Annotated in this window: 16 protein-coding genes; 12 read left to right on the top strand and 4 right to left on the bottom strand. The window is 71.2% G+C overall.

The window, feature by feature from the left end:
• Window position 1 precedes the first annotated feature (1 nt).
• The 3 genes from IF54_RS0134545 to IF54_RS0134535 are packed head-to-tail and all read left to right on the top strand — an operon-like array spanning window position 2 to window position 4,962.
• Window positions 2–898: a carbohydrate ABC transporter permease gene (locus IF54_RS0134545; protein ID WP_030326107.1), complete on the top strand. Its 897-nt coding sequence runs from the start codon at window positions 2–4 to the stop codon at window positions 896–898.
• Window positions 895–3,492, top strand: a complete 2,598-nt coding sequence (locus IF54_RS0134540) for an alpha-L-rhamnosidase (protein ID WP_030326099.1) — start codon at window positions 895–897, stop codon at window positions 3,490–3,492. The genes IF54_RS0134545 and IF54_RS0134540 overlap by 4 nt, the downstream gene beginning before the upstream one ends.
• Before the next feature lie 48 nt (window positions 3,493–3,540).
• Window positions 3,541–4,962, top strand: coding sequence for an RICIN domain-containing protein (locus tag IF54_RS0134535; protein ID WP_030326097.1), 1,422 nt, complete (start codon window positions 3,541–3,543; stop codon window positions 4,960–4,962).
• A 64-nt stretch (window positions 4,963–5,026) separates the two neighbouring features.
• Here the strand turns inward: IF54_RS0134535 and IF54_RS0134530 are convergent, their stop codons facing one another.
• On the bottom strand, window positions 5,027–5,497 hold the full coding sequence (locus tag IF54_RS0134530; protein ID WP_030326095.1) for a MarR family winged helix-turn-helix transcriptional regulator: 471 nt from the start codon (window positions 5,495–5,497) through the stop codon (window positions 5,027–5,029).
• 61 nt (window positions 5,498–5,558) lie between these two features.
• On the opposite strand from IF54_RS0134530, the gene IF54_RS0134525 reads away from it, so the two are divergent.
• The gene (locus IF54_RS0134525) at window positions 5,559–5,927 is read left to right on the top strand and encodes a VOC family protein (protein ID WP_030326093.1); all 369 of its coding nucleotides are present in this window, start codon (window positions 5,559–5,561) and stop codon (window positions 5,925–5,927) included.
• 96 nt (window positions 5,928–6,023) lie between these two features.
• On the opposite strand, the gene IF54_RS0134520 is transcribed toward IF54_RS0134525, so the two are convergent.
• Window positions 6,024–7,289 carry an ROK family protein gene (locus IF54_RS0134520; RefSeq protein WP_030326091.1) on the bottom strand — a complete coding sequence of 422 codons (1,266 nt, stop codon included), beginning with the start codon at window positions 7,287–7,289 and terminating at the stop codon, window positions 6,024–6,026.
• Window positions 7,290–7,444: 155 nt separating this feature from the next.
• Between IF54_RS0134520 and IF54_RS0134515 the strand changes: the two genes are divergently transcribed.
• The 8 genes from IF54_RS0134515 (at window position 7,445) to IF54_RS0134480 (ending at window position 15,694) form a co-directional block, all read left to right on the top strand.
• Window positions 7,445–8,761 (top strand): ABC transporter substrate-binding protein, encoded by a 1,317-nt coding sequence (locus IF54_RS0134515; protein WP_030326089.1) that lies wholly within the window; start codon window positions 7,445–7,447, stop codon window positions 8,759–8,761.
• A gap of 5 nt (window positions 8,762–8,766) precedes the next feature.
• Complete coding sequence (locus IF54_RS0134510) at window positions 8,767–9,759, top strand: carbohydrate ABC transporter permease (RefSeq protein WP_030326087.1); 993 nt, start codon at window positions 8,767–8,769, stop codon at window positions 9,757–9,759.
• Window positions 9,760–9,772: 13 nt separating this feature from the next.
• A complete protein-coding gene (locus IF54_RS0134505; protein WP_020136930.1) occupies window positions 9,773–10,612 on the top strand; it encodes a carbohydrate ABC transporter permease in 840 nt (279 codons plus the stop codon).
• Between the two features lie 20 nt (window positions 10,613–10,632).
• A complete protein-coding gene (locus tag IF54_RS0134500) occupies window positions 10,633–11,991 on the top strand; it encodes a GH1 family beta-glucosidase (RefSeq protein ID WP_030326084.1) in 1,359 nt (452 codons plus the stop codon).
• Window positions 11,992–12,041: 50 nt separating this feature from the next.
• On the top strand, window positions 12,042–12,608 hold the full coding sequence (locus IF54_RS0134495) for a Chromate resistance protein ChrB (protein WP_030326082.1): 567 nt from the start codon (window positions 12,042–12,044) through the stop codon (window positions 12,606–12,608).
• The gene (locus tag IF54_RS0134490; protein ID WP_030326080.1) at window positions 12,605–13,783 is read left to right on the top strand and encodes an MFS transporter; all 1,179 of its coding nucleotides are present in this window, start codon (window positions 12,605–12,607) and stop codon (window positions 13,781–13,783) included. The genes IF54_RS0134495 and IF54_RS0134490 overlap by 4 nt, the downstream gene beginning before the upstream one ends.
• 166 nt (window positions 13,784–13,949) lie before the next feature.
• Complete coding sequence (locus tag IF54_RS0134485; RefSeq protein WP_030326077.1) at window positions 13,950–14,642, top strand: GAF and ANTAR domain-containing protein; 693 nt, start codon at window positions 13,950–13,952, stop codon at window positions 14,640–14,642.
• A gap of 65 nt (window positions 14,643–14,707) precedes the next feature.
• On the top strand, window positions 14,708–15,694 hold the full coding sequence (locus tag IF54_RS0134480) for a TIGR01777 family oxidoreductase (RefSeq protein WP_030326075.1): 987 nt from the start codon (window positions 14,708–14,710) through the stop codon (window positions 15,692–15,694).
• Between the two features lie 94 nt (window positions 15,695–15,788).
• Here IF54_RS0134480 and pgm read toward each other — a convergent pair whose 3' ends face one another.
• Both pgm and IF54_RS0134470 read right to left on the bottom strand, forming a co-directional pair.
• A complete protein-coding gene (gene pgm / locus IF54_RS0134475; protein ID WP_030326073.1) occupies window positions 15,789–17,429 on the bottom strand; it encodes a phosphoglucomutase (alpha-D-glucose-1,6-bisphosphate-dependent) in 1,641 nt (546 codons plus the stop codon).
• Between the two features lie 220 nt (window positions 17,430–17,649).
• Complete coding sequence (locus IF54_RS0134470; RefSeq protein WP_030326071.1) at window positions 17,650–19,659, bottom strand: beta-galactosidase; 2,010 nt, start codon at window positions 19,657–19,659, stop codon at window positions 17,650–17,652.
• Window positions 19,660–19,769: the final 110 nt, after the last annotated feature.

Genomic DNA, 19,769 nt, shown 5'->3' with positions numbered 1-19,769 from the left:
CATGACCGACACCCTCACGGCCCCGCCGCGGGAACTCCTGCCCACCCCACGGCCGGCCGCCGTCCGCAAGCGCGGGTACGCCCGGCGCCTGACCCGCAACCTCCTCGTCGCCCTGCTGGTGCTCGTCGAGGTGACGCCCCTGCTGTGGCTGCTGCTCAGCTCGTTCAAGACCCAGGCGGAGTTCGTCAACGACCCGGCCTGGTCGCTGCCCGGCAAGTGGGACTTCCAGAACTACGCCGACGCGTGGACGACCGGCCATGTCGCCCTGTACCTCCGCAACAGCCTTCTGGCCACCGTGCCCTCGCTGGCGCTCATCATCCTGCTCGGCACCGCCGCCGGATTCGCTCTGGAGGTCATGATCTGGCGCGGCCGCCACCAGGTGCTCCTCGTCTTCCTGGTGGGCATCATGGTGCCGAGCCAGATGATCCTGCTCCCGTTGTTCCGGGTGTACTTCCAGAGCGGTCTGTCCGGCACCCTGTGGCCGCTGACCATCACCTACACAGCGGTAGGCCTCCCGCTCACCGTCTTCATGATGGCCACCTACTTCCGGGCGGTCCCGCGCGAGATGTTCGAGGCCGCCACCCTCGACGGGGCCGGCATGCTCACGGCCTTCTGGCGGATCGGGTTCCCTGTCGTGCGCAACGCCGTCTTCACCGTCGCGCTCGTGCAGTTCTTCTTCATCTGGAACGACCTTCTGGTGTCCCTCACCTTCACCACCGACGACGACCTTCGCACCGTCCAGGTGGGTCTGCTCAACTTCACCGGCCAGTACGGCGAGACGTCCTTCGGCCCGCTGTTCGCGGCGATCAGCATCAACGTCGTCGGCGCCCTGGTCCTCTACCTGCTCATCAACCAGCGCATCATCAAGGGCCTGACGGCCGGGGCGGTGAAGGGATGACCCCCGACCCCATACCCGCGACGGCCGCGCCGACCGCGGAGCACCACCGGGAGCCGTTCGGCATCGGCGAGTCCTCGCCCCGGCTCTCCTGGAAGACCACCGCGCCGACCGGCTGGACCCAGCACGCCTACCAGATCGAGGCGACGCGCGCCGACGGGACGTACCGCACGGACTGGGTGACCTCTCCCGACTCCGTGCTGATCCCCTGGCCGCTGCCGCCCCTGAGCTCCCGGGAGGCCTGCGCGATCCGGGTGCGGGTCCGGGGCGCCGACCAGGTGGCCGGTGACTGGAGCCCGCCCCTGCACATCGAAACGGGCCTGCTGGCTCCCGCCGACTGGACGGCCCGGGCGGTCTCACCGCGGGGGAGCGACAGCGACCGGCGTCCGCCTCTGCTGCGCAAGGAGTTCACCGCCGCCGCGGACATCGAGCGCGCCCGGCTGTACGTCACCGCACACGGCCTCTACGAGATCGAGATCAACGGCCGACGGGTGGGCGACCACGCCCTCGCACCCGGCTGGACCAGCTACCACCACCGGCTGCGCTACCAGACCCACGACGTCACCGAGCATCTGCGCGCCGGTGCCAACGCCATCGGCGCCTGGCTGTCCGACGGCTGGTACCGGGGCCGTCTCGGCTTCGGCGGCGGCCACGCCGACCTCTACGGCGACAGGGTCGCGCTCCTCGCCCAGCTGGAGATCGTCCACCGCGACGGAAGCGTCACCGTCATCGGCACCGACCCCTCCTGGCGGGCCGGCCAGGGCCCGATCCTGTCGGCGGGGCTGCTCGACGGTGAGACGTACGACGCCCGGCAGGAGCTGCCCGGCTGGTCGAGCCCCGGGTTCGACGACGGCGACTGGTCGCCGGTGGACGTGGTCCCCCGGGACCCGGCGACCCTGGTCGCGCCCACCGGCCCACCCGTGCGCTGCACCGAGGAGATCCGCCCGGTGCTGGTGACGGCGCTGGACGACGACCGGCTGCTGGTGGACTTCGGGCAGAACCTCGTCGGCCGGGTCCGCATCACGGTCTCCGGACCGGCCGGGCACACGGTCGTCATCCGCCACGCCGAAGTGCTCCAGGACGGCGAACTGTGCGTCCGCCCCCTGCGCGGAGCCACGTCCACGGACCGCTACACCCTGCGCGGCGGCGGCCCCGAGACCTGGGAGCCGCGCTTCACCCTGCACGGATTCCGGTACGCCGAGATCACCGGCTGGCGCGGCGGCGGCTTCCCCGGGCGCGACATCGTCGCCCGCGTGCACCACACCGACATGGCGCGCACCGGCTGGTTCGCCTGCTCCAACGACCAGGTCAACCGCCTGCACCAGAACGTGGTGTGGAGCCTGCGCGGCAACTTCGTCGACCTCCCCACCGACTGCCCGCAGCGTGACGAGCGGCTCGGCTGGACCGGCGACATCCAGATCTTCGCGCCCACCGCCGCCTTCCTGTACGACTGCCACGGCATGCTCGGCTCCTGGCTGCGGGACGTCGCCGTGGAACAGCACGACGACGGGACCGTGCCCTGGTACGTCCCCGAGATCCCCGGAGGCGAGCAGTGGACCCCCGCCAGACCGGGCGCCGGCTGGGGTGACGTCGTGGCGCTGACCCCCTGGGACCTGTACCGGGCCTCCGGTGACACCGGACTGCTCGCCGCCCAGTACGACAGCGCGCGGCGCTGGGTCGACCTCGTCACCCGGCTCGCCGACCCGTCAGGGCTGTGGAACCGGGGCTATCAACTCGGCGACTGGCTCGACCCGTTCGCACCCCCGGACGACCCCGGTGCCGGCCGCACCGACCGCCACCTCATCGCCACGGCGTACTACGCGTGGTCCGCGCGCCATGTGGCGTGGACGGCCGGTGTCCTCGGCCGCCCCGACGAAGGGGACCGCTACGGGGACCTCGCGGACCGGGTCCGGCGGGCGTTCGTCGACGCGTACGTGCTGCCCGGCGGCCGGATGACCAGCGACACCCAGACCGCCTACGCGGTCGCCCTCCAGTTCGACCTCCTTCCGGACGCGGAGGCCCGGGCCGCCGCCGGACGCCGGCTGGCCGAACTGGTCGCCGAGGGCGGCCACACCATCCAGACCGGCTTCATCGGCACTCCGCTGGTGGCGCCCGCGCTGAGCGCCACCCGCCACGTCGACACCGCGTACGCCCTGCTCCTCCAGCAGGAGTGCCCGTCCTGGCTCTATGCGCTCAAGCACGACGCCACCACCGTCTGGGAACGCTGGGACAGCATGCTGCCCGACGGCAGCGTCAACCCGGGCGAGATGACCTCGTTCAACCACTACGCCCTCGGCGCGGTGGCCGAGTGGCTGCACGGCACGGTCGCCGGACTGGGCGCGAGCGAACCCGGCTACCGCGGCATCGTCTTCCGGCCCCGGCCGGGCGGCGGCATCACCTGGGCGCACGCCGCCCACGAGTCGCCGTACGGGCGCGTCGAGATCCGCTGGGAGCTCGACGAGAGCGGACTCACCGTGGGGGTGATCGTGCCGACCGGCACCACGGCACGCGTCGAGTGGCCCGACGGAGGCGTGACCGTCCTGCCGACCGGCACCACGACCGTCCGGCGGGCGAACCACGGTTCCGACGCCGGCTGACACACCCACCCCCCTGGCCAACCACGCAGCGGCACAAAGGAGTTTCGCATGCACAGACCCCCGACATCCGGCGAGAGGCGCACCCGCGCGGGGCGTTCCGTCCTCGCCGCGCTCATGGTCGCCCTGATGGCCGTCCTCGGCCTGGTGACCGCCGGTCCGGCCCAGGCGCTCAGCGGCGACCTGCGGATGCACGACCCGAGTGTCATCAAGGTCGGCAGCTGCTACTACGGCTTCTCCACCGGGTTCGAGAACGACCCGCTCAACCCCAGTGGCTCCATCACGATCCGCAAGACCTGCGGCGGCACCGCGGCCTCCGGCTGGACCAAGGTCGGCAACGTGTGGTCGTCCACCCCGTCCTGGATCACCGCCAAGCTGGGCTCGACCCCGCCGAACATCTGGGCCCCGGACATCAAGTACTTCAACGGCAGCTACCACCTGTACTACGCCGGTTCGCTCTGGGGCTCGAACTACGCGGTGATGGGCGTCGCCACGGCGACGAACATCGAGGGCCCGTGGACCGACCAGGGCATGGTCACGGACGTCAACTACCCGATCGACCCGAACGTCGACTGGGGCCCCGACGGCCGGCTCTACATCTCCTGGGGCTCCTGGACCGGTAGCGGCACCTACATGCACGTCCTGGACCAGACCACCGGCAAGCTCTCCACCACCGACAACAACCTCTGGCACATCGCCGTCGGCATCGAGAACCCGACGATCATCCTCAACGGCGGCTACTACTACCTCTTCGGCTCCAAGGGCCTGTGCTGCAACGGCGTCAACAGCACCTACTACACGGTGGTCGGCCGCTCCACCAGCATCACCGGCCCCTATCTCGACCAGAACGGCACGGACATGGCCTCGGGCGGCGGCACCACCGTCCTCACCGGCGCCTATCCCCGGGTGGCCGCGGGCGGTGCCGACGCCTACGACGACGGCACGTCCAAGTTCCTCGCCTACCACTACTACGACGGTGACAATTCCGGTCAGGAGACCCTGGACATCCGCCAGGTGACCTTCGCGGGCGGATGGCCGGTCCTCGCCGCTCCGCTCGGCACCGCGAACAACCACCTGCTCAACCGCAACAGCGGCAAGTGCGCGGACGTGTGGTATCTGAGCACGGCGGATGGGGCCTCGGTGAACTCCGGCAACTGCAACTCCGGTGCCAACCAGCAGTGGGTCCCGACCGCGGTGGGCTCCAACTACGAGCTCGTGAACGTCAACAGCGGCAAGTGCCTCCAGATCTCCGGCGCCTCGACGGCCGACGGGGCGGTGGCCGTCCAGTCGACGTGCACCGGCGCCCCCCACCAGCTGTGGACCAGGACAGCCGTGATCGGCGGCTACGTCACCTTCGCCAACGTCAACAGCGGCAAGTGCCTGGAGGTCGCCGGGGCGTCCACCGCCAACGGGGCCGCCCTCGACCAGGCGAGCTGCACCGCGAACGCCAACCAGCAGTGGATGGTCGTCTGACGCCGCAAGGCCCCCTGATGGCGAGCCCTGTTCCCCCCTGAACGGAGAGCAGGGCTCGCGCGCGTCAGGGAACGACCCGTGTGTCCCCGTCGCCGCCGCGCAATGAGTGGATCATGCCCTTCAGGGCCCCGAACGCGGCCGCCTGCTCGGCTCCGGTCAGCCCGGACAGCATTCTCGCCTCGACGGACCGGACGGCCGCGCTCGCCTTCTCGAGACTGCGCCGGCCGCTCGGCGTGAGCCGGGTGGGCAGCACCTTCCCCACCGGCGCCTCGGCGGGCCTGGTCACGTAGCCGTCCCGTTCCAGGGCCTGGAGCAGCACGTTCATCGTCTGCCGGGTCACGAACGCGCCCCGCGCGAGCTCGGAGTTCGACAAGCCGGGTCGCTGCGCCAGCAGTTCAAGGCAGGAGTAGTGCGTCACGCTCATCCCGAGCGGCCGCAGCACCTCCTCCATCGCCGTGCGCAGGGCGCTCGACGCCTCCTTGAGCAGATAGCCCAGTGACGTCTCCAGGTCGATGCCGACACCTTCTTGACTCATGTCAGGATTCTGACATAGCTTGCCGCGTGTCAGAAAACTGACACGAAAGAAGGAGTTCACCATGCCCGTCACCGGCCCCGACTTCATCTCGCTGCAAGTGCGCGACCTCGACGCCTCGCAGGCGTTCTACGAGCGCTACCTCGGCCTCGTCCGCTCGCCGGCCGGGCCTCCGCACGCCGTCGTCTTCGAGACGAAGCCGATCGCGTTCGCGCTGCGCGACCTCCTTCCCGGCACCGACCTCGACTCCGTCGACCAACCCGGCATCGGCGTCGCCCTGTGGCTCCACGCCACCGACGTCCAGGGCATCCACGACGCACTGGTCGCCGACGGACGCATCATCGTCTCCGCTCCGGTCGACGGCCCCTTCGGCCGCACCTTCACCTTGGCCGACCCCGACGGCTACCAGGTCACGCTCCATGATCGCGCGTGATCGACCGCGCGTGATCGATCGCGCGTGAGCGACCGCGCGTGATCGAGCACCTGGGCGACCGGGCGTGCCGGGGCGCACGCAGGCCCGTGCGGGTGATCAGTCCTCCCGTGCCCCGCCGCGGGCGCGCTGTCCGCCCCGGGCGAAGAAGTCGGCCAGCGGCAGACTCGCGGCGCCGACCGTCACGGCGTCCGGGCCGAGTTCGCCCAGGTCGATGGAGACCCGCTCGGCGGGATGGCGCAGGGCGTGCGCGTCGGCGTACCGGCGTACGGCGGGCAGGAGGCGTGGCCCGAGCTGGAGGCCCGCCCAGCCGCCGATGAGGATGCGTTCGGGCTGGAAGAGGTTGATCAGGTCGGACAGTCCGGCGCCGACGTACTCGGCGGTCTCCTCCAGTACGGCGAGCGCCACCGGGTCGGCCGCCAGGCCCCCCTCGTCCCCGTCATCCGCGTCCGGGTACGCGGCCCGCAGCATCGCCGTCAGCGCGCTCTCCTCGTCCACGTCCCGCGGCGGGCGTCCCCCTTCCTCCCGCCACCGCTCGAGCATCGACTCGGCGCCCGCGTACGCCTCCAGACAGCCCCGTGCTCCGCAACGGCAGCGGCGCCCCCCGACCCGGACGGTCAGGTGCCCCCACTCCAGCGGGCGGCCGTACTCCATGTCCTCGGTGACGAGGCAGGCGCCGACGCCCGAGCCGAAGAGGACCACGACCGCGTTGCGACAGCCCCGGCCCGCTCCGAACCACAGCTCGGCCTGGCCGAGGGTGCGGGCCCCGTTGTCGATGAAGTACGCGACGGAGTCCGGGAGTTCGCCGCTCGAACGCAGCAGGGCCTCCAGCGGCACGGCGTCCCAGCCGATGGTCTGGCCATGGACCACGGCGCCCTGCCCGGGAGCGCGGGCCACGATGCCGGGGACCCCGATCCCGACGCCCAGCAGCTGCTGCGGGGCGATGCCGGTGGCGGCGAGGACCTCGGCGACACCGGCACGGATGTGCCCGACCACGACCTCGACGTCGTAGCCGTGATGCTCCAAGGGTCGTTCCGTGCGGGCCAGTTCGGTCAGGGTGAGGTCGAAGAGCTCCACGCGCACGCGGGTCTCGCCGACGTCGACGCCGATCATGTGCCCGCCACCGGGCGCGACGCGCAGCAGGGTGCGGGGGCGGCCGCCGTCGGACTCGACGGTGCCGGCCTCCTCGACCAGGTCGTCCGCGATCAGATCCGCGACCACGTTGCTGATGGAGCCGGCGCTGAGTCCGGTGGCCGGGGCCAGCGCGAAGCGGCTCATGGGGCCGTCGAAATACAACCGTTGTAGTACGGCGGTGCGGTTGCCCCGTCGCAGGTCGCGCACCGTCCGCCCGTTCCGCACCGCCATGTGAACCCTTCCGGATCGGCCCCGACCTGCAAGATACCCCGGCCCGAGCCCTTGACGCGCGTTTCCTTCGCGTCTTAAATCACGCCATAAATTAACTCCTGGGTGGCGTTCGGGAAGTGAACGCCCCCAAGGGTCTCCTCTGGAAGGGACGCCAGATGCGCAGAACCAGGGTCGCGGCCGCCGGAGCCGTCACCGCCTCGCTGCTGACGCTCGTGACCGCCTGCGGCGGCGGATCGTCGACGAGCGACGGGTCCAACGACTCGCCGAAGACCCTCACCTACTGGGCCTCCAACCAGGGCGCCAGCATCGAGGTCGACAAGAAGGTCCTCCAGCCCGAGCTCGACAAATTCGAGAAGCAGACCGGCATCAAGGTCAAGGTGGAGGTCGTCCCCTGGTCCGACCTGCTCAACCGCATCCTCACCGCGACCACCTCGGGTCAGGGCCCCGACGTCCTCAACATCGGCAACACCTGGAGCGCCTCCCTCCAGGCCACCGGCGCCCTGCTGCCCTGGAACGCCAAGAACTACGCGGCGATCGGCGGCAAGGACCGATTCGTGGACTCCGCGCTCGGCTCCACCGGCGCCCAGGGCAAGGACCCGGCCGCCGTCCCGCTCTACTCCATGGCCTACGCCCTCTACTACAACAAGCAGCTCTTCGCCGACGCCGGCATCGGCAAGCCCCCGGCCACCTGGGACGAGCTGATCGCCGACGGCAAGAAGATCCAGGCCAAGGGCAAGTCCGCGCTCGGCGCCGAGGGCGCGAACCTGTCGGAGAACATCCACCACGTCTTCGTCTTCGCCCAGCAGCACGGCGGCGCGTTCTTCACGCCGGACGGGAAGCCGGACTTCACCAACGACAAGGTCGTGGCCGCGGTCAAGCAGTACGTCGACCTCATGGCCAAGGACAAGGTCATCCCGACCGGCGACGCCGAGTACGCCCAGAACCAGTCCGTGAGCGACTTCGCCAAGGGCAACCAGGCCATGCTGCTGTGGCAGTCCGCCTCCGCCAACCTCGAGTCCCAGGGCATGAGCGCGGACAAGTACGGCATCGCACCGGTGCCCGTGCAGTCCGGCACGCCCGGCACCGGCACCCAGGTCAACTCGGCCGTCATGGGCATCAACCTGGCCGTCTTCAAGAACACCGACAATATCGACGGCGCCAAGAAGTTCGTGAAGTTCATGACCAGCGACGCCGAGCAGAAGATCCTCAACACCGCCTACAGCTCCATCCCGCCGGTGAAGTCCGTGCAGTCGGACAGCACCTTCAGCTCGGGCGCCAACAAGGTCCTCAAGGACACCCTCGCCACCAGCGCCGCCGCGCTCCCGCAGGTCGCCGACGAGTCACAGTTCGAGACCGCCGTAGGGACCGCTGTCAAGGACCTGTTCGCCGACGCGGCCGCCGGGCGCGCGGTCACCACCGACTCGGTGAAGGCGGCGCTGGAGAAGGCCCAGCAGCAGATGCCGACGAAGTGAGCACGATGACCACCACCGCTCCCGCGGAGCAGTCCGTGGGCACGACCCCTTCCGGGGCGGCGCATCCTCATCCCCGCCGCCGCCCCGGAAGGATCCGCCGCATCGGCCTGCCGTACCTGCTCCTGCTGCCGGCCCTGCTCCTGGAACTCCTGGTCCACCTGGTGCCGATGGTCATCGGCACCGTGATGAGCTTCAAGGAGCTCACGCAGTTCTACATCCGCGACTGGGGCGCCGCGCCCTGGACAGGACTCGACAACTACAAGGTGTCGGTGGACTTCGACGCCCCGGTCGGCGAGGCCCTGCTGCACTCGTTCCTCGTCACCGTCGCCTTCACGCTGCTGTCGGTCGGCCTGTGCTGGCTGATCGGCACGGCGGCGGCCGTCTTCATGCAGGACACCTTCCGCGGCCGGGGCCTGCTGCGCGCCCTGTTCCTGGTGCCGTACGCGCTGCCGGTCTACGCCGCCGTCATCACCTGGGTGTTCATGTTCCAGCACGACAACGGCCTGGTGAACCACGTCCTGCACGACCAGCTGCACCTCACCGACAAGCCGTCCTTCTGGCTCATCGGCGACAACAGCTTCTGGGCGCTGCTGACCGTGTCGGTGTGGAAGGGCTGGCCGTTCGCCTTCCTCATCGTGATGGCCGGACTCCAGAACATCCCCGGTGAGCTGTACGAGGCGGCCGCCCTGGACGGGGCAGGCCTGTGGCAGCAGATCCGCCGTATCACCCTGCCGTCCCTGCGCCCGGTCAACCAGGTCCTGCTCCTGGTGCTGTTCCTGTGGACCTTCAACGACTTCAACACGCCGTACGTCCTGTTCGGCAGGTCGGCACCGGAGGCCGCGGACCTCATCTCGGTCCACATCTACCAGGCGTCCTTCGTCACCTGGAACTTCGGCACCGGCTCGGCCATGTCCGTCCTCCTGCTGCTGTTCCTGCTCGTGGTGACCGGCGTGTACCTCCTGCTGACCACCCGGGGAAGGAAGCCGGCCGATGTCTAGCCCCCACTCGCCCATGGCGCCGCCGCGTTCCTTCCTGTGGTCCCGGCGGATCTTCCTCACCCTGCTCACCGGTTTCGTGCTGCTTCCGGTGTACGTCATGGTCTCCAGCTCGCTGAAGCCGCTCGCGGACGTCACCGGTCAATTCCACTGGCTGCCCAGCGAGTTGACGATCCGGCCGTACATCGACATCTGGTCGACGATCCCGCTCGCCCGCTACTTCGTGAACTCCCTGATCGTGGCGGGCGCGGCGACCGTCTGCTCGGTCGTCATCGCGGTCTTCGCCGCGTACGCGGTCAGCCGCTACGACTTCCGGGGCAAGCGCGTCTTCACCGTCACCGTGCTGTCCACGCAGATGTTCCCCGGCATCCTCTTCCTGCTGCCGCTGTTCCTGATCTACGTCAACATCGGCAACGCCACCGGGATCGCCCTGTTCGGCTCGCGCGGCGGACTGATCCTGACGTACCTCACCTTCTCGCTGCCGTTCTCCATCTGGATGCTGATCGGCTACCTCGACTCGGTGCCGCGCGACCTGGACGAGGCTGCGTTGGTCGACGGCTGCGGGCCGCTCGGGGCGCTGTTCCGGGTCGTCGTGCCCGCCGCGATCCCCGGGATCGTCGCTGTCGCCGTCTACGCCTTCATGACCGCGTGGGGAGAAGTGCTCTTCGCCTCCGTCATGACCAACGACACCACCCGCACCCTCGCCGTCGGCCTCCAGGGCTACTCCACGCTCAACAACGTCTACTGGAACCAGATCATGGCCGCCTCGCTGGTCGTCAGCGTCCCCGTGGTCGCCGGGTTCCTCCTGCTCCAGCGCTATCTCGTCGCCGGGCTGACGGCGGGCGCCGTCAAGTGACCCACGCCGAAAGGACTTTCGTGACCATCGACCTCGCCGCACTCCCGCACGACTTCCTGTGGGGCACGGCCACGGCCTCCTACCAGATCGAGGGAGCCGTCGCCGAGGACGGCCGCTCACCCTCGATCTGGGACACCTTCTCGCACACGCCCGGCAAGGTCGCGGGCGGCGACACCGGCGACGTCGCCTGCGACCACTACCACCGCTGGCGCGAGGACATCGACCTCATGCGCCGACTCGGCACCAACGCCTACCGGATGTCCGTCGCCTGGCCCAGGGTCCTGCCCGGCGGCGACGGCCCGGTCAACGCCAAGGGCCTGGACTTCTACGACGAGTTGATCGACGGGCTGCTCGCCGCCGGCATCACCCCGTCCGTCACCCTCTACCACTGGGACCTGCCCCAGGTCCTCCAGGACCGCGGCGGCTGGCCCTCCCGCGACACCGCCGAGCACTTCGCCGCGTACGCCTCGGTCGTGGCCGCGCGCCTGGGGGACCGGGTCAAGCACTGGACCACGCTCAACGAGCCCCTGTGCTCGGCGTGGATCGGGCACCTGGAGGGCAAGATGGCCCCCGGCCTGACCGACCTCACGGCCGCCGTCCGCGCCTCCTACCACCTGCTCCTCGGCCACGGCCTGGCCACCCGGGCGATCCGCGCGGCGGCCCCCGGCGCCCAGGTCGGCATCGTCAACAACCTCTCGACGGTCCACCCCGCCACCGACCGGCCCGAGGACGTCGAGGCCGCCCGCCGCATGGACGGCCACACCAACCGCTGGTGGCTCGACCCGATCCACGGCCGCGGCTTCCCCGAGGACATGCGCGAGGTCTACGGCGTCGAACTCCCGGAAAAGCCGGGCGACTCGGCGTCGATCGCCCAGCCCCTGGACTGGCTGGGCCTGAACTACTACATGCCGGCCACCGTCGCCGACGACCCCACCGGCCCGGCACCCCGGGTCCGCGAGATCGCCCGCCCGGGTGTCCCGCGCACCGGCATGGACTGGGAGATCGACGCGAGCGGCATCGAGACCCTGCTGCTCCGCCTGACGCACGAGTACGGCGCCCGCAGGCTCTACGTCACCGAGAACGGCTCCGCCTACCCCGACGTCGTACGCCCCGACGGCACGGTCGACGACCCGGAACGCCAGAAGTACCTGATCGACCACCTCGCCGCCTGCGCCTCCGCGGCCCGCAAGGGAGCCCCGCTGGCCGGGTACTTCGCCTGGTCCCTGCTGGACAACTTCGAGTGGGCGTACGGCTACGACAAGCGGTTCGGGCTCGTCCACGTCGACTACCGGACCCAGAAGCGCACCATCAAGGGGACCGGACACCGGTACGCCGATGTCATCCGCGCGCACGCGGAGAGCGGACGCAAGGCCGCCTGACCTGGCATCGAGCCACGAGTGACGATGTAACGGGTGCTACATTCCCCGGTGTGACGACTGCCGGGAACGCGGGCCGCTGGCTCGTCCTCGTGATCAAGCTGGACGCGGAGCCCTCCCGGCACCGCGTGGCGGTCTGGCGCGAGTTGCGGAAGATCGGTGCGCTCTCGCTCGGCCAGGGCATCTGGGCCGTACCGGACGTGCCGGTCTTCGGCGACGGCGTCGCACGGGCGCTCGCGCTGACCGAGAAGGCCGGCGGACAGGCGATGACCCTCACCGCGTCGGGGCGCGGGCCGCAGGACGCGGCCCGGCTCCGCGAACTGTTCGGCGCGGCCCGGTCGGCCGACTGGGCGGAGTTCCTGGCGGACTGCGGCAAGTTCGAGGAGGAGCTGGCCAGGGAGATCCGCATCGCCAAGTTCACCCTCGCCGAACTGGAGGAAGAGGAGCAGTCGCTGGAACGGCTGCGGCGCTGGCACCGCGACCTGACCGCCCGGGACGTCTTCGGCACCCCGGAGGCGGCCCGCGCCGGCGAACGCCTCAGGCAGTGCACGGCCGCCTGCGAGGACTACGCGGAACGGGTCTTCGCGGCCCTCCACGAGACCCCTGCCGACCACCGATGAACTCCACGGAGGCACCCCGACAGGCGGCCCCGGCCCGCGGGATGTGGCCCCTCTACGCGGCGGGCTTCACCACCGCCTTCGGCGCCCACGGCATCGCCGCGAACCTCGGCGGCTTCTCCGGCGACGCCGTCACCTCGCTCCTCGTGCTGGGCGGCCTCCTCGCCCTCTACGACGGCGCCGAGGTCGTCCTGAAGCCGCTGTTCGGTTCCCTGGCCGACCGGGTCGGTGCGCGCCCGGTGCTGCTCGGCGGCCTCGTCGCCTTCGCCGCCGCCTCCGCGCTGTACGTCGTCGCGGACAGCCCGGGCTGGCTGTGGGCGGCCCGCCTCGGCCAGGGTGCCGCGGCCTCGGCCTTCTCCCCGTCCGCATCCGCCCTCGTGGCCCGCCTCAACCCGGCCGCCGGGCACGGCCGCGCGTTCGGCAGCTACGGCTTCTGCAAGTCCGTCGGCTACACCCTCGGCCCGCTGCTCGGTGGCGTCCTGGTGTGGGCCGGGGGACTGCGGCTGCTGTTCGCGGTGCTGGCGGTGCTGGGCGCGGCCGTGGCGGTCTGGGCCGCCGTCGCCGTACCCGTCGTACCCCCGCTGCCCAAGGCCCGGCAGACCGTGCTGGACCTGGCGCGGCGCCTCGCCGACCCTGTCTTCCTCGCCCCGACCGCCGCTCTGGCCGGGGCGACCGCCGCCCTGTCCGTGGGCGTCGGCTTCCTGCCGGTCTCGGGCCGGGCCGCGGGCCTCGGCACGGTCGCCACCGGCGCCGCCGTGTCCGTGCTCGCCGCCTGCGCGGCCGTCGTGCAGCCCAGGGCCGGGCGCGCTCTCGACGAAGGGCGTCTGACGGCACGTTCCGGCCTGCTCGCGGGACTCCTCGTCACCGCGGCCGGCCTGGCCTGCGCGATGCTGCCGGGCCTGACCGGCGTCCTGTGCGCGGCCGCCCTGATCGGCGCCGGAGCCGGCCTGATCACCCCGCTCGGCTTCGCCACGCTGGCCTCCTCGACCCCGCCGGAACGTCTGGGCCAGGCCATGGGTTCGGCCGAACTCGGCCGCGAACTCGGTGACGCGGGCGGTCCGTTGCTCGTCGCCGCCGTCGCGACGGCCACGACCCTCACCTACGGCTACGCGGTCCTGGCCGTGCTCCTCGCGGCCGGGCCGCTCGTCGTGCTCGTGCGCCGCCCCGGGAAGCGGTGAGACCCGGCGTGGCCTGATTCGCACGGGTCCGGGTATGCGACGGCACTGACGGCGGCGGTCGCGGGGGAGTGGTCCCCGGGCCCCGCAGCGGTACCCGCTCCGCCGAGGACGGCTCGGCTGGGCGGCGATAGGGTGTTCGTACGAATGACCGAAGTGGGTGGTCGTGGTGGAGTGGCGGGAATTCGCCGAGTCGATGGCCCAGCTCGCGCGGAACCTGCTGGCGCAGGACTCGGTGCAGGGCACACTGGACGAGATCGCGGCCTCGGCGGTGCGACTGGTGGACGGCTGCGACGCGGCCGGGATCCTCGCAGTGCGCAAGGGCCGGGCGGTCACGCTGTCCTCCTGCGGGGACGTCGTCGAGGCGTCCGACCGGCTCCAGGGCGATCTGGCCGAGGGGCCCTGCTTCGATCTCGCGCAGCACCCGGACGGCGAGCGGGTGTACCGGATCGAGGACCTGCGCGAACCCCAGCCGAGCTGGCCCCGGTTCGCCGCGGCCGCGCGGGAGCTGGGCATCGGCAGCATGACCGGAGTACTGCTCTACACCCACGACGAGGACTTCGGCGCGCTGAACCTCTACTCCCGCCGCCCCGGAGCCTTCGGCAAGGACATCGAGACCGCCGGCTGGCTGCTCGCCTCGCACGCCGCCGTGGCCGTGGCCGACGCGCGCACCATCGACCAGCTCGAGGACGCCATGAAGTCCCGGCACGCCATCGGCGAGGCCATGGGCATGCTGATGGAGCGGCACGGGCTGAGCGAGGACGACGCGTTCAGCGTGCTCCGTCGTATCTCCCAGCACCACAACATCAAGCTGCGCGATGTGGCCCAGCGGGTGCGGAAGGACCGGCCCGACCAGACCTGACCCCCTGTTGAACATGTTCAAAAACGGCGGTTAGGCTTGTGGCGAGCCACGCTGAGGGGGATCTCATGAAGTTTGTGCTGCCCGGCGGCACCGGACAGGTGGGCACGGTCCTCGACCGCGCCCTGACGGCCGCCGGCCACGAGGTCACGGTGCTGACCCGACGACCCACCCGCCCGCACCACCTCGCCTGGGACGGCGTCACCCTCGGCCGCTGGGCCGAGGCGATCGACGGCAGCGATGTCGTGATCAACCTGGCCGGGCGCAGCGTGTCCTGCCGCTGCACCGCCGAGAACCTGCGGGCCATGATGGACTCCCGGGTGGACTCGGCACGCGTGGTCGGCGAGGCCGTCGCCGCAGCCGCACGGCCGCCGCACGTGTGGTTGCAGATGAGCACGGCGACGATCTACGCCCACCGCTTCGACGCCGCCCAGGACGAGACCACCGGCGTGATCGGCGGCTCCGAGGCCGGCGTGCCGGACTACTGGGCCCACAGCGTGGAGATCGCGAAGAACTGGGAGCGGGCGCAGACCGAGGCGCCGACACCGGCGACCCGCAAGGTCGCCCTGCGCGCGGCGATGGTCATGAGCCCGGACCGCGGCGGCGTGTTCGATGTCCTGTCGCGCCTGGTCCGCCTCGGACTCGGCGGCCCGGTGGCCGGCGGCGCGCAGTACGTCTCCTGGATCCACGCCGAGGACTTCGTACGCGCGGTGGACTTCCTGATCGCCCGCGACGACCTCTCGGGCCCGGTGAACCTCGCCTCGCCCGGCCCTCTGCCGCACCGCGACTTCATGCGGGCGCTCCGCACCGCCTGGGGCGTCCCGGCCGGGCTGCCCGCAACCCGCTGGATGGCCGAACTGGGCGCGTTCGCACTGCGCTCGGACACCGAACTGCTCCTCAAGAGCCGCCGGGTGACACCGGGCCGACTGAGGTCGGCGGGCTTCACCTTCGCACACCCGGAGTGGGACGCGGCCGCGAAGCACCTCGTACGCCGGTCCAGGCCACCCCGCGCGACCGGCAACCGCAACCGAACCCCGACCAGCCGCACCGCTTAGCCGGCCGCGGGGGAGACCGGTCGCACAGCCCCCGGGGTGGCCGAGGGGCTGTGCGACCGGTCCCACAGCGTCCCGGGACGCCCGACGGGCCGGTTCAGGATTCCAGTGCCCCCAGCACCACCGACCTGGCCTCCTCCTGGACCTGGCGGAGGTGGTCCTGGCCGAGGAAGGACTCACCGTAGATCTTGTAGACGTCCTCCGTGCCCGAGGGACGGGCCGCGAACCAGGCATTGGCGGTGGCGACCTTGATGCCGCCGAGGGCGGCGCCGTTGCCCGGAGCCTCCGTGAGGACCGTGGTCACCGGCTCCCCGGCGAGGGTGTCGGCGGTGACCTGGCGCGGGGACAGTTTGGCCAGCAGGGCCTTCTCCTCGCGGGAGGCCGGGGCGTCCACGCGGGCGTACGCGGGGGCGCCGAAGCGGTCGGTGAGCCCCGCGTAGTGCTGCGAGGGGGTCCTGCCGGTCACCGCCGTGATCTCGGAGGCGAGCAGCGCCAGGATGATCCCGTCCTTGTCGGTGGTCCACACCGAGCCGTCCCGGCGCAGGAAGGACGCGCCGGCCGACTCCTCACCGCCGAAGCCGAGCGTGCCGTCCGACAGACCGTCCACGAACCACTTGAATCCGACGGGGACTTCGACCAGTTGCCGGCCGACGTCGGCCGCGACCCGGTCGATCATGCTCGACGACACCAGCGTCTTGCCGATCCCGGCGCCCGCGGGCCACTGCTCCCGGTGCGAGAACAGGTAGGAGATGGCCACGGCCAGATAGTGGTTGGGGTTCATCAGACCCGCGTCCGGCGTGACGATGCCGTGCCGGTCGGCGTCCGCGTCGTTGCCGGTGGCGATGTCGAAGCGGTCGCGCTGCTCGATCAGCGAGGCCATGGCGTACGGCGACGAGCAGTCCATGCGGATCTTGCCGTCCCAGTCCAGCGTCATGAACCGCCAGGTGGGATCCGTGAGCGGGTTCACCACCGTGAGGTCGAGCCGGTGCTGTTCGGCGATCCGGCCCCAGTAGGCCACCGACGCGCCGCCCAGCGGATCGGCGCCGACGCGCACCCCGGCGGACCGGATCGCCTCCAGGTCCAGCACGGCCGGCAGGTCGGCGACATAGGCGCCGAGGAAGTCGTAGCGGCCGGTGCCGGGCGCGGCGAGGGCACGGCTGTAGGGGATGCGCCGTACGTCCTTCAGACCGCCGGTGATGATCTCGTTGGCGCGGTCCTGGATCCAGGAGGTCGCCTCCGAACCGGCCGGACCGCCACTCGGCGGATTGTACTTGAAACCGCCGTCGGCGGGCGGATTGTGCGAGGGCGTGACCACGACCCCGTCGGCGAGCCGGGAGGTGCGCCCGCGGTTGTGGGTCAGGATGGCGTGCGAGACCGCCGGGGTGGGCGTGTAGCCGTCGGCCTCGTCGATGAGCACGGTCACGTCGTTGGCCGCGAAGACCTCCAGCGCCGTGATCCGCGCCGGCTCCGACAGGGCGTGGGTGTCGGCGCCGAGGAACAGCGGACCGTCGGTGCCCTGGGCGGCACGGTACTCACAGATGGCCTGACTGGTGGCCGCGATGTGGTCCTCGTTGAACGCCACCGCGAGGGACGAACCGCGGTGCCCCGAGGTGCCGAACGCCACCCGCTGCCCCGGCTCGGCCGGGTCGGGGTGCAGTGCGTAGTACGCCGTGACCAGACGTGCCACATCGATGAGGTCTTCGGGTCCCGCGACCTGTCCCGCTCGCGCGTTCTGCATTTCCCCGCTCCTCAAGGGTCGACCGTTGGGTACGGCCCTCATTCTCCCCTGCCCGGCCCACCGGGACGCCCCCGACCTCAGGGGTCGACCAGGTGCCGACGGACTCGGGCCGAGCGGGGAGGGGCCGCCGCGACCTCCCCAGGTGTGGCGGCCCCTCCCCGCTCGGCATGACCCGGCTACCCCGAAGATCCGCACTCATGCACGGTCGGAACGCACCACTTCACGGCCGGTTCCGCGACTCGCGCAGGACCGCCACACCCCCCGGCGGGACGGTGACCCAACCGCTGACGTCCTTGCCCGTGAGCAGCTCGACGCCCTCGGCCGGGACCTCGGCGCCGCTCCCGGCGTGGTCGATCAGGAACAGGTACGCGGCGTCGGCGCCGGTGCGCCGGACCGCCTCCACACCTGTCGGCACACCGGCCAGAACCGGCTGCACCCCGGCCTCCTCGCAGATGCGGGCGAGCAGGGCGGCGAGGGTCGAGGGGTCGGGGCGCGTCGCCAGGTACCAGGCGACGCCCTCGCCGTAGGAGTGCCGGGTGACCGCCGGGACTCCGGTCAGGGGGCCCGAGGTGTACGAGGTGACGGTCTCCGCTCCGGCGAGCGCGACCCGCTCCGACCACAGGGACGCCGTGCCGCCGTCGCTGAGGGTGAGGGACTCGCCGGGCAGCAGCGGGAAGAGTTCGTCGGTGCGCACCCCGAGGGCCTCCCGGAAGGCGCCCGGATAACCACCGAGCCGCACATGGCAGTTGGCGTCCACGGCACCGCTGTGGAAGCCGACGGCCAGCGTGCCGCCGCGCTCGGCGAAGCCGGTCAGATTGGCCGCGCCCGCGTCGTCGACCAGGTAGAGACTCGGCGCGAGCACGAGCCGGTACCCGGACAGGTCGGCGTCGGGGCGTACGAAGTCCACGGCCACACCGGCCTGCCACAGCGGCCGGTACCAGTCCCGCACCAGGTCGACGAAGCGCAGTTCGCCACTGGGCTGGGACTCCGCCTCGACGGCCCAGTGCGCGTTCCAGTCCCACACGACCGCGACCCGGGCCTCCGTCGTGCTGCCCCGCACCTCGGCCAAGGCGCCCAGATCGGCACCGAGTTGAACGACGTCCCGCCAGATCTGGCTGTCGGTGCCGGCGTGCGGCAGCATCGCCGAGTGCCACTGCTCGGCGCCCGCCTTGGCGGCCCGCCACTGGAAGTAGGCGATGCCGTCGGCCCCGCGCGCGACATGGGCGAGCGCGTTGCGGCGCAACTCCCCTGGCGTCTTCGCCCGGTTGACGGGCTGCCAGTTCACGGCGCCCGTCGAGTGTTCCATCAGCAGCCACGGACCGCCGGACAGCGAGCGGACCAGGTCACCGCTGAGCGCGATGTCGATCTCCGATTCGGGATCGGTCGAGCGCAGGTAGTGGTCGTTGGAGACGATGTCCAACTCCGGTGCCCAGCGCCAGTAGTCCAGCGCCTCGAAGGAGAAGTTCACCATGAAGTTGGTGGTGGCGGGGATCTGCGGAGTCAGCTCGCGCAGCAGGTCCCGTTCCGCCGTGTAGAGCGACATCAGTTCGTCGGAGCAGAAGCGCCGCCAGTCCAGCCGGTGGGTGGGGTTGGGGACGGCTCCGGTGGTGCGGGGCGGGAGGATCTCGTCCCAGTCGTAGTACCACTGGCTCCAGAAGGTGGTGCCCCAGGCGTCGTTGAGGGTGTCCAGGTCGCCGTAGCGGTCCCGCAGCCAGCGGCGGAAGGCCTGGGCCGAGGTGTCGCAGTAGCACTCCGCGTTGTGGCAGCCGTACTCGTTGTGGATGTGCCACATGACCACGGCCGGGTGGTCGCCGTAGCGCTCGCCGAGGACGCGGGCGATCCGCAGGGCCGCCTCACGGTAGGCGGGGCTGGAGGGGCAGAAGGTCTGGCGGCTGCCGTACGACAGCTGACGGCCGTCCCGGTCGACGGGCAGGGCCTGGGGGTGCTTGCGGAAGAACCAGGCGGGCGGGGCGGCCGTCGGGGTGGCCAGGTCCGCGGCGATGCCGTGCTCGTGCAGCAGGGCGAGGATGCGGTCCAGGCGCGAGAAGTCGAACTCGCCCTCCCGGGGCTCCAGCAGGGCCCAGGAGAAGATGTTGACGCTGACCATGTTCACGCCCGCCTCACGCATGAGACGGGCGTCCTCGGCCCAGACCTCCTCGGGCCACTGCTCGGGGTTGTAGTCGCCGCCGTAGGCGATACCGGGAAGGCGGAGACGGCGTGGGGTAGTCAATGCAGGAGTCGCTTTCGAACGGGGTGGTGGTCAGCCCTTGTTGGCGCCGAGGGTCAGTCCGCTGACGAACTGGCGTTGGAGGACGAAGTAGACGATCAGGGTGGGGATCG

The sequence above is a fragment of the Streptomyces sp. NRRL B-3229 genome, assembly GCF_000719505.1.
Taxonomy (GTDB): Bacteria; Actinomycetota; Actinomycetes; order Streptomycetales; family Streptomycetaceae; genus Streptomyces; species Streptomyces griseorubiginosus.
The sequence above is the reverse complement of the archived record's forward strand: the minus strand, read 5'-3'. Positions and strand labels throughout refer to the sequence as shown.

Excerpts from the sequence above, each read along its gene's own strand:
- IF54_RS0134510 (WP_030326087.1), top strand. The coding sequence starts at position 8,767 with ATGACCACCACCGCTCCCGCGGAGCAGTCCGTGGGCACGACCCCTTCC.
- IF54_RS0134515 (WP_030326089.1), top strand. The coding sequence starts at position 7,445 with ATGCGCAGAACCAGGGTCGCGGCCGCCGGAGCCGTCACCGCCTCGCTG.
- IF54_RS0134530 (WP_030326095.1), bottom strand. The coding sequence starts at position 5,497 with ATGAGTCAAGAAGGTGTCGGCATCGACCTGGAGACGTCACTGGGCTAT.
- IF54_RS0134545 (WP_030326107.1), top strand. The coding sequence starts at position 2 with ATGACCGACACCCTCACGGCCCCGCCGCGGGAACTCCTGCCCACCCCA.
- IF54_RS0134540 (WP_030326099.1), top strand. The coding sequence starts at position 895 with ATGACCCCCGACCCCATACCCGCGACGGCCGCGCCGACCGCGGAGCAC.
- IF54_RS0134490 (WP_030326080.1), top strand. The coding sequence starts at position 12,605 with ATGAACTCCACGGAGGCACCCCGACAGGCGGCCCCGGCCCGCGGGATG.
- pgm (WP_030326073.1), bottom strand. The coding sequence starts at position 17,429 with ATGCAGAACGCGCGAGCGGGACAGGTCGCGGGACCCGAAGACCTCATC.
- IF54_RS0134520 (WP_030326091.1), bottom strand. The coding sequence starts at position 7,289 with ATGGCGGTGCGGAACGGGCGGACGGTGCGCGACCTGCGACGGGGCAAC.
- IF54_RS0134535 (WP_030326097.1), top strand. The coding sequence starts at position 3,541 with ATGCACAGACCCCCGACATCCGGCGAGAGGCGCACCCGCGCGGGGCGT.
- IF54_RS0134480 (WP_030326075.1), top strand. The coding sequence starts at position 14,708 with ATGAAGTTTGTGCTGCCCGGCGGCACCGGACAGGTGGGCACGGTCCTC.
- IF54_RS0134505 (WP_020136930.1), top strand. The coding sequence starts at position 9,773 with ATGGCGCCGCCGCGTTCCTTCCTGTGGTCCCGGCGGATCTTCCTCACC.
- IF54_RS0134525 (WP_030326093.1), top strand. The coding sequence starts at position 5,559 with ATGCCCGTCACCGGCCCCGACTTCATCTCGCTGCAAGTGCGCGACCTC.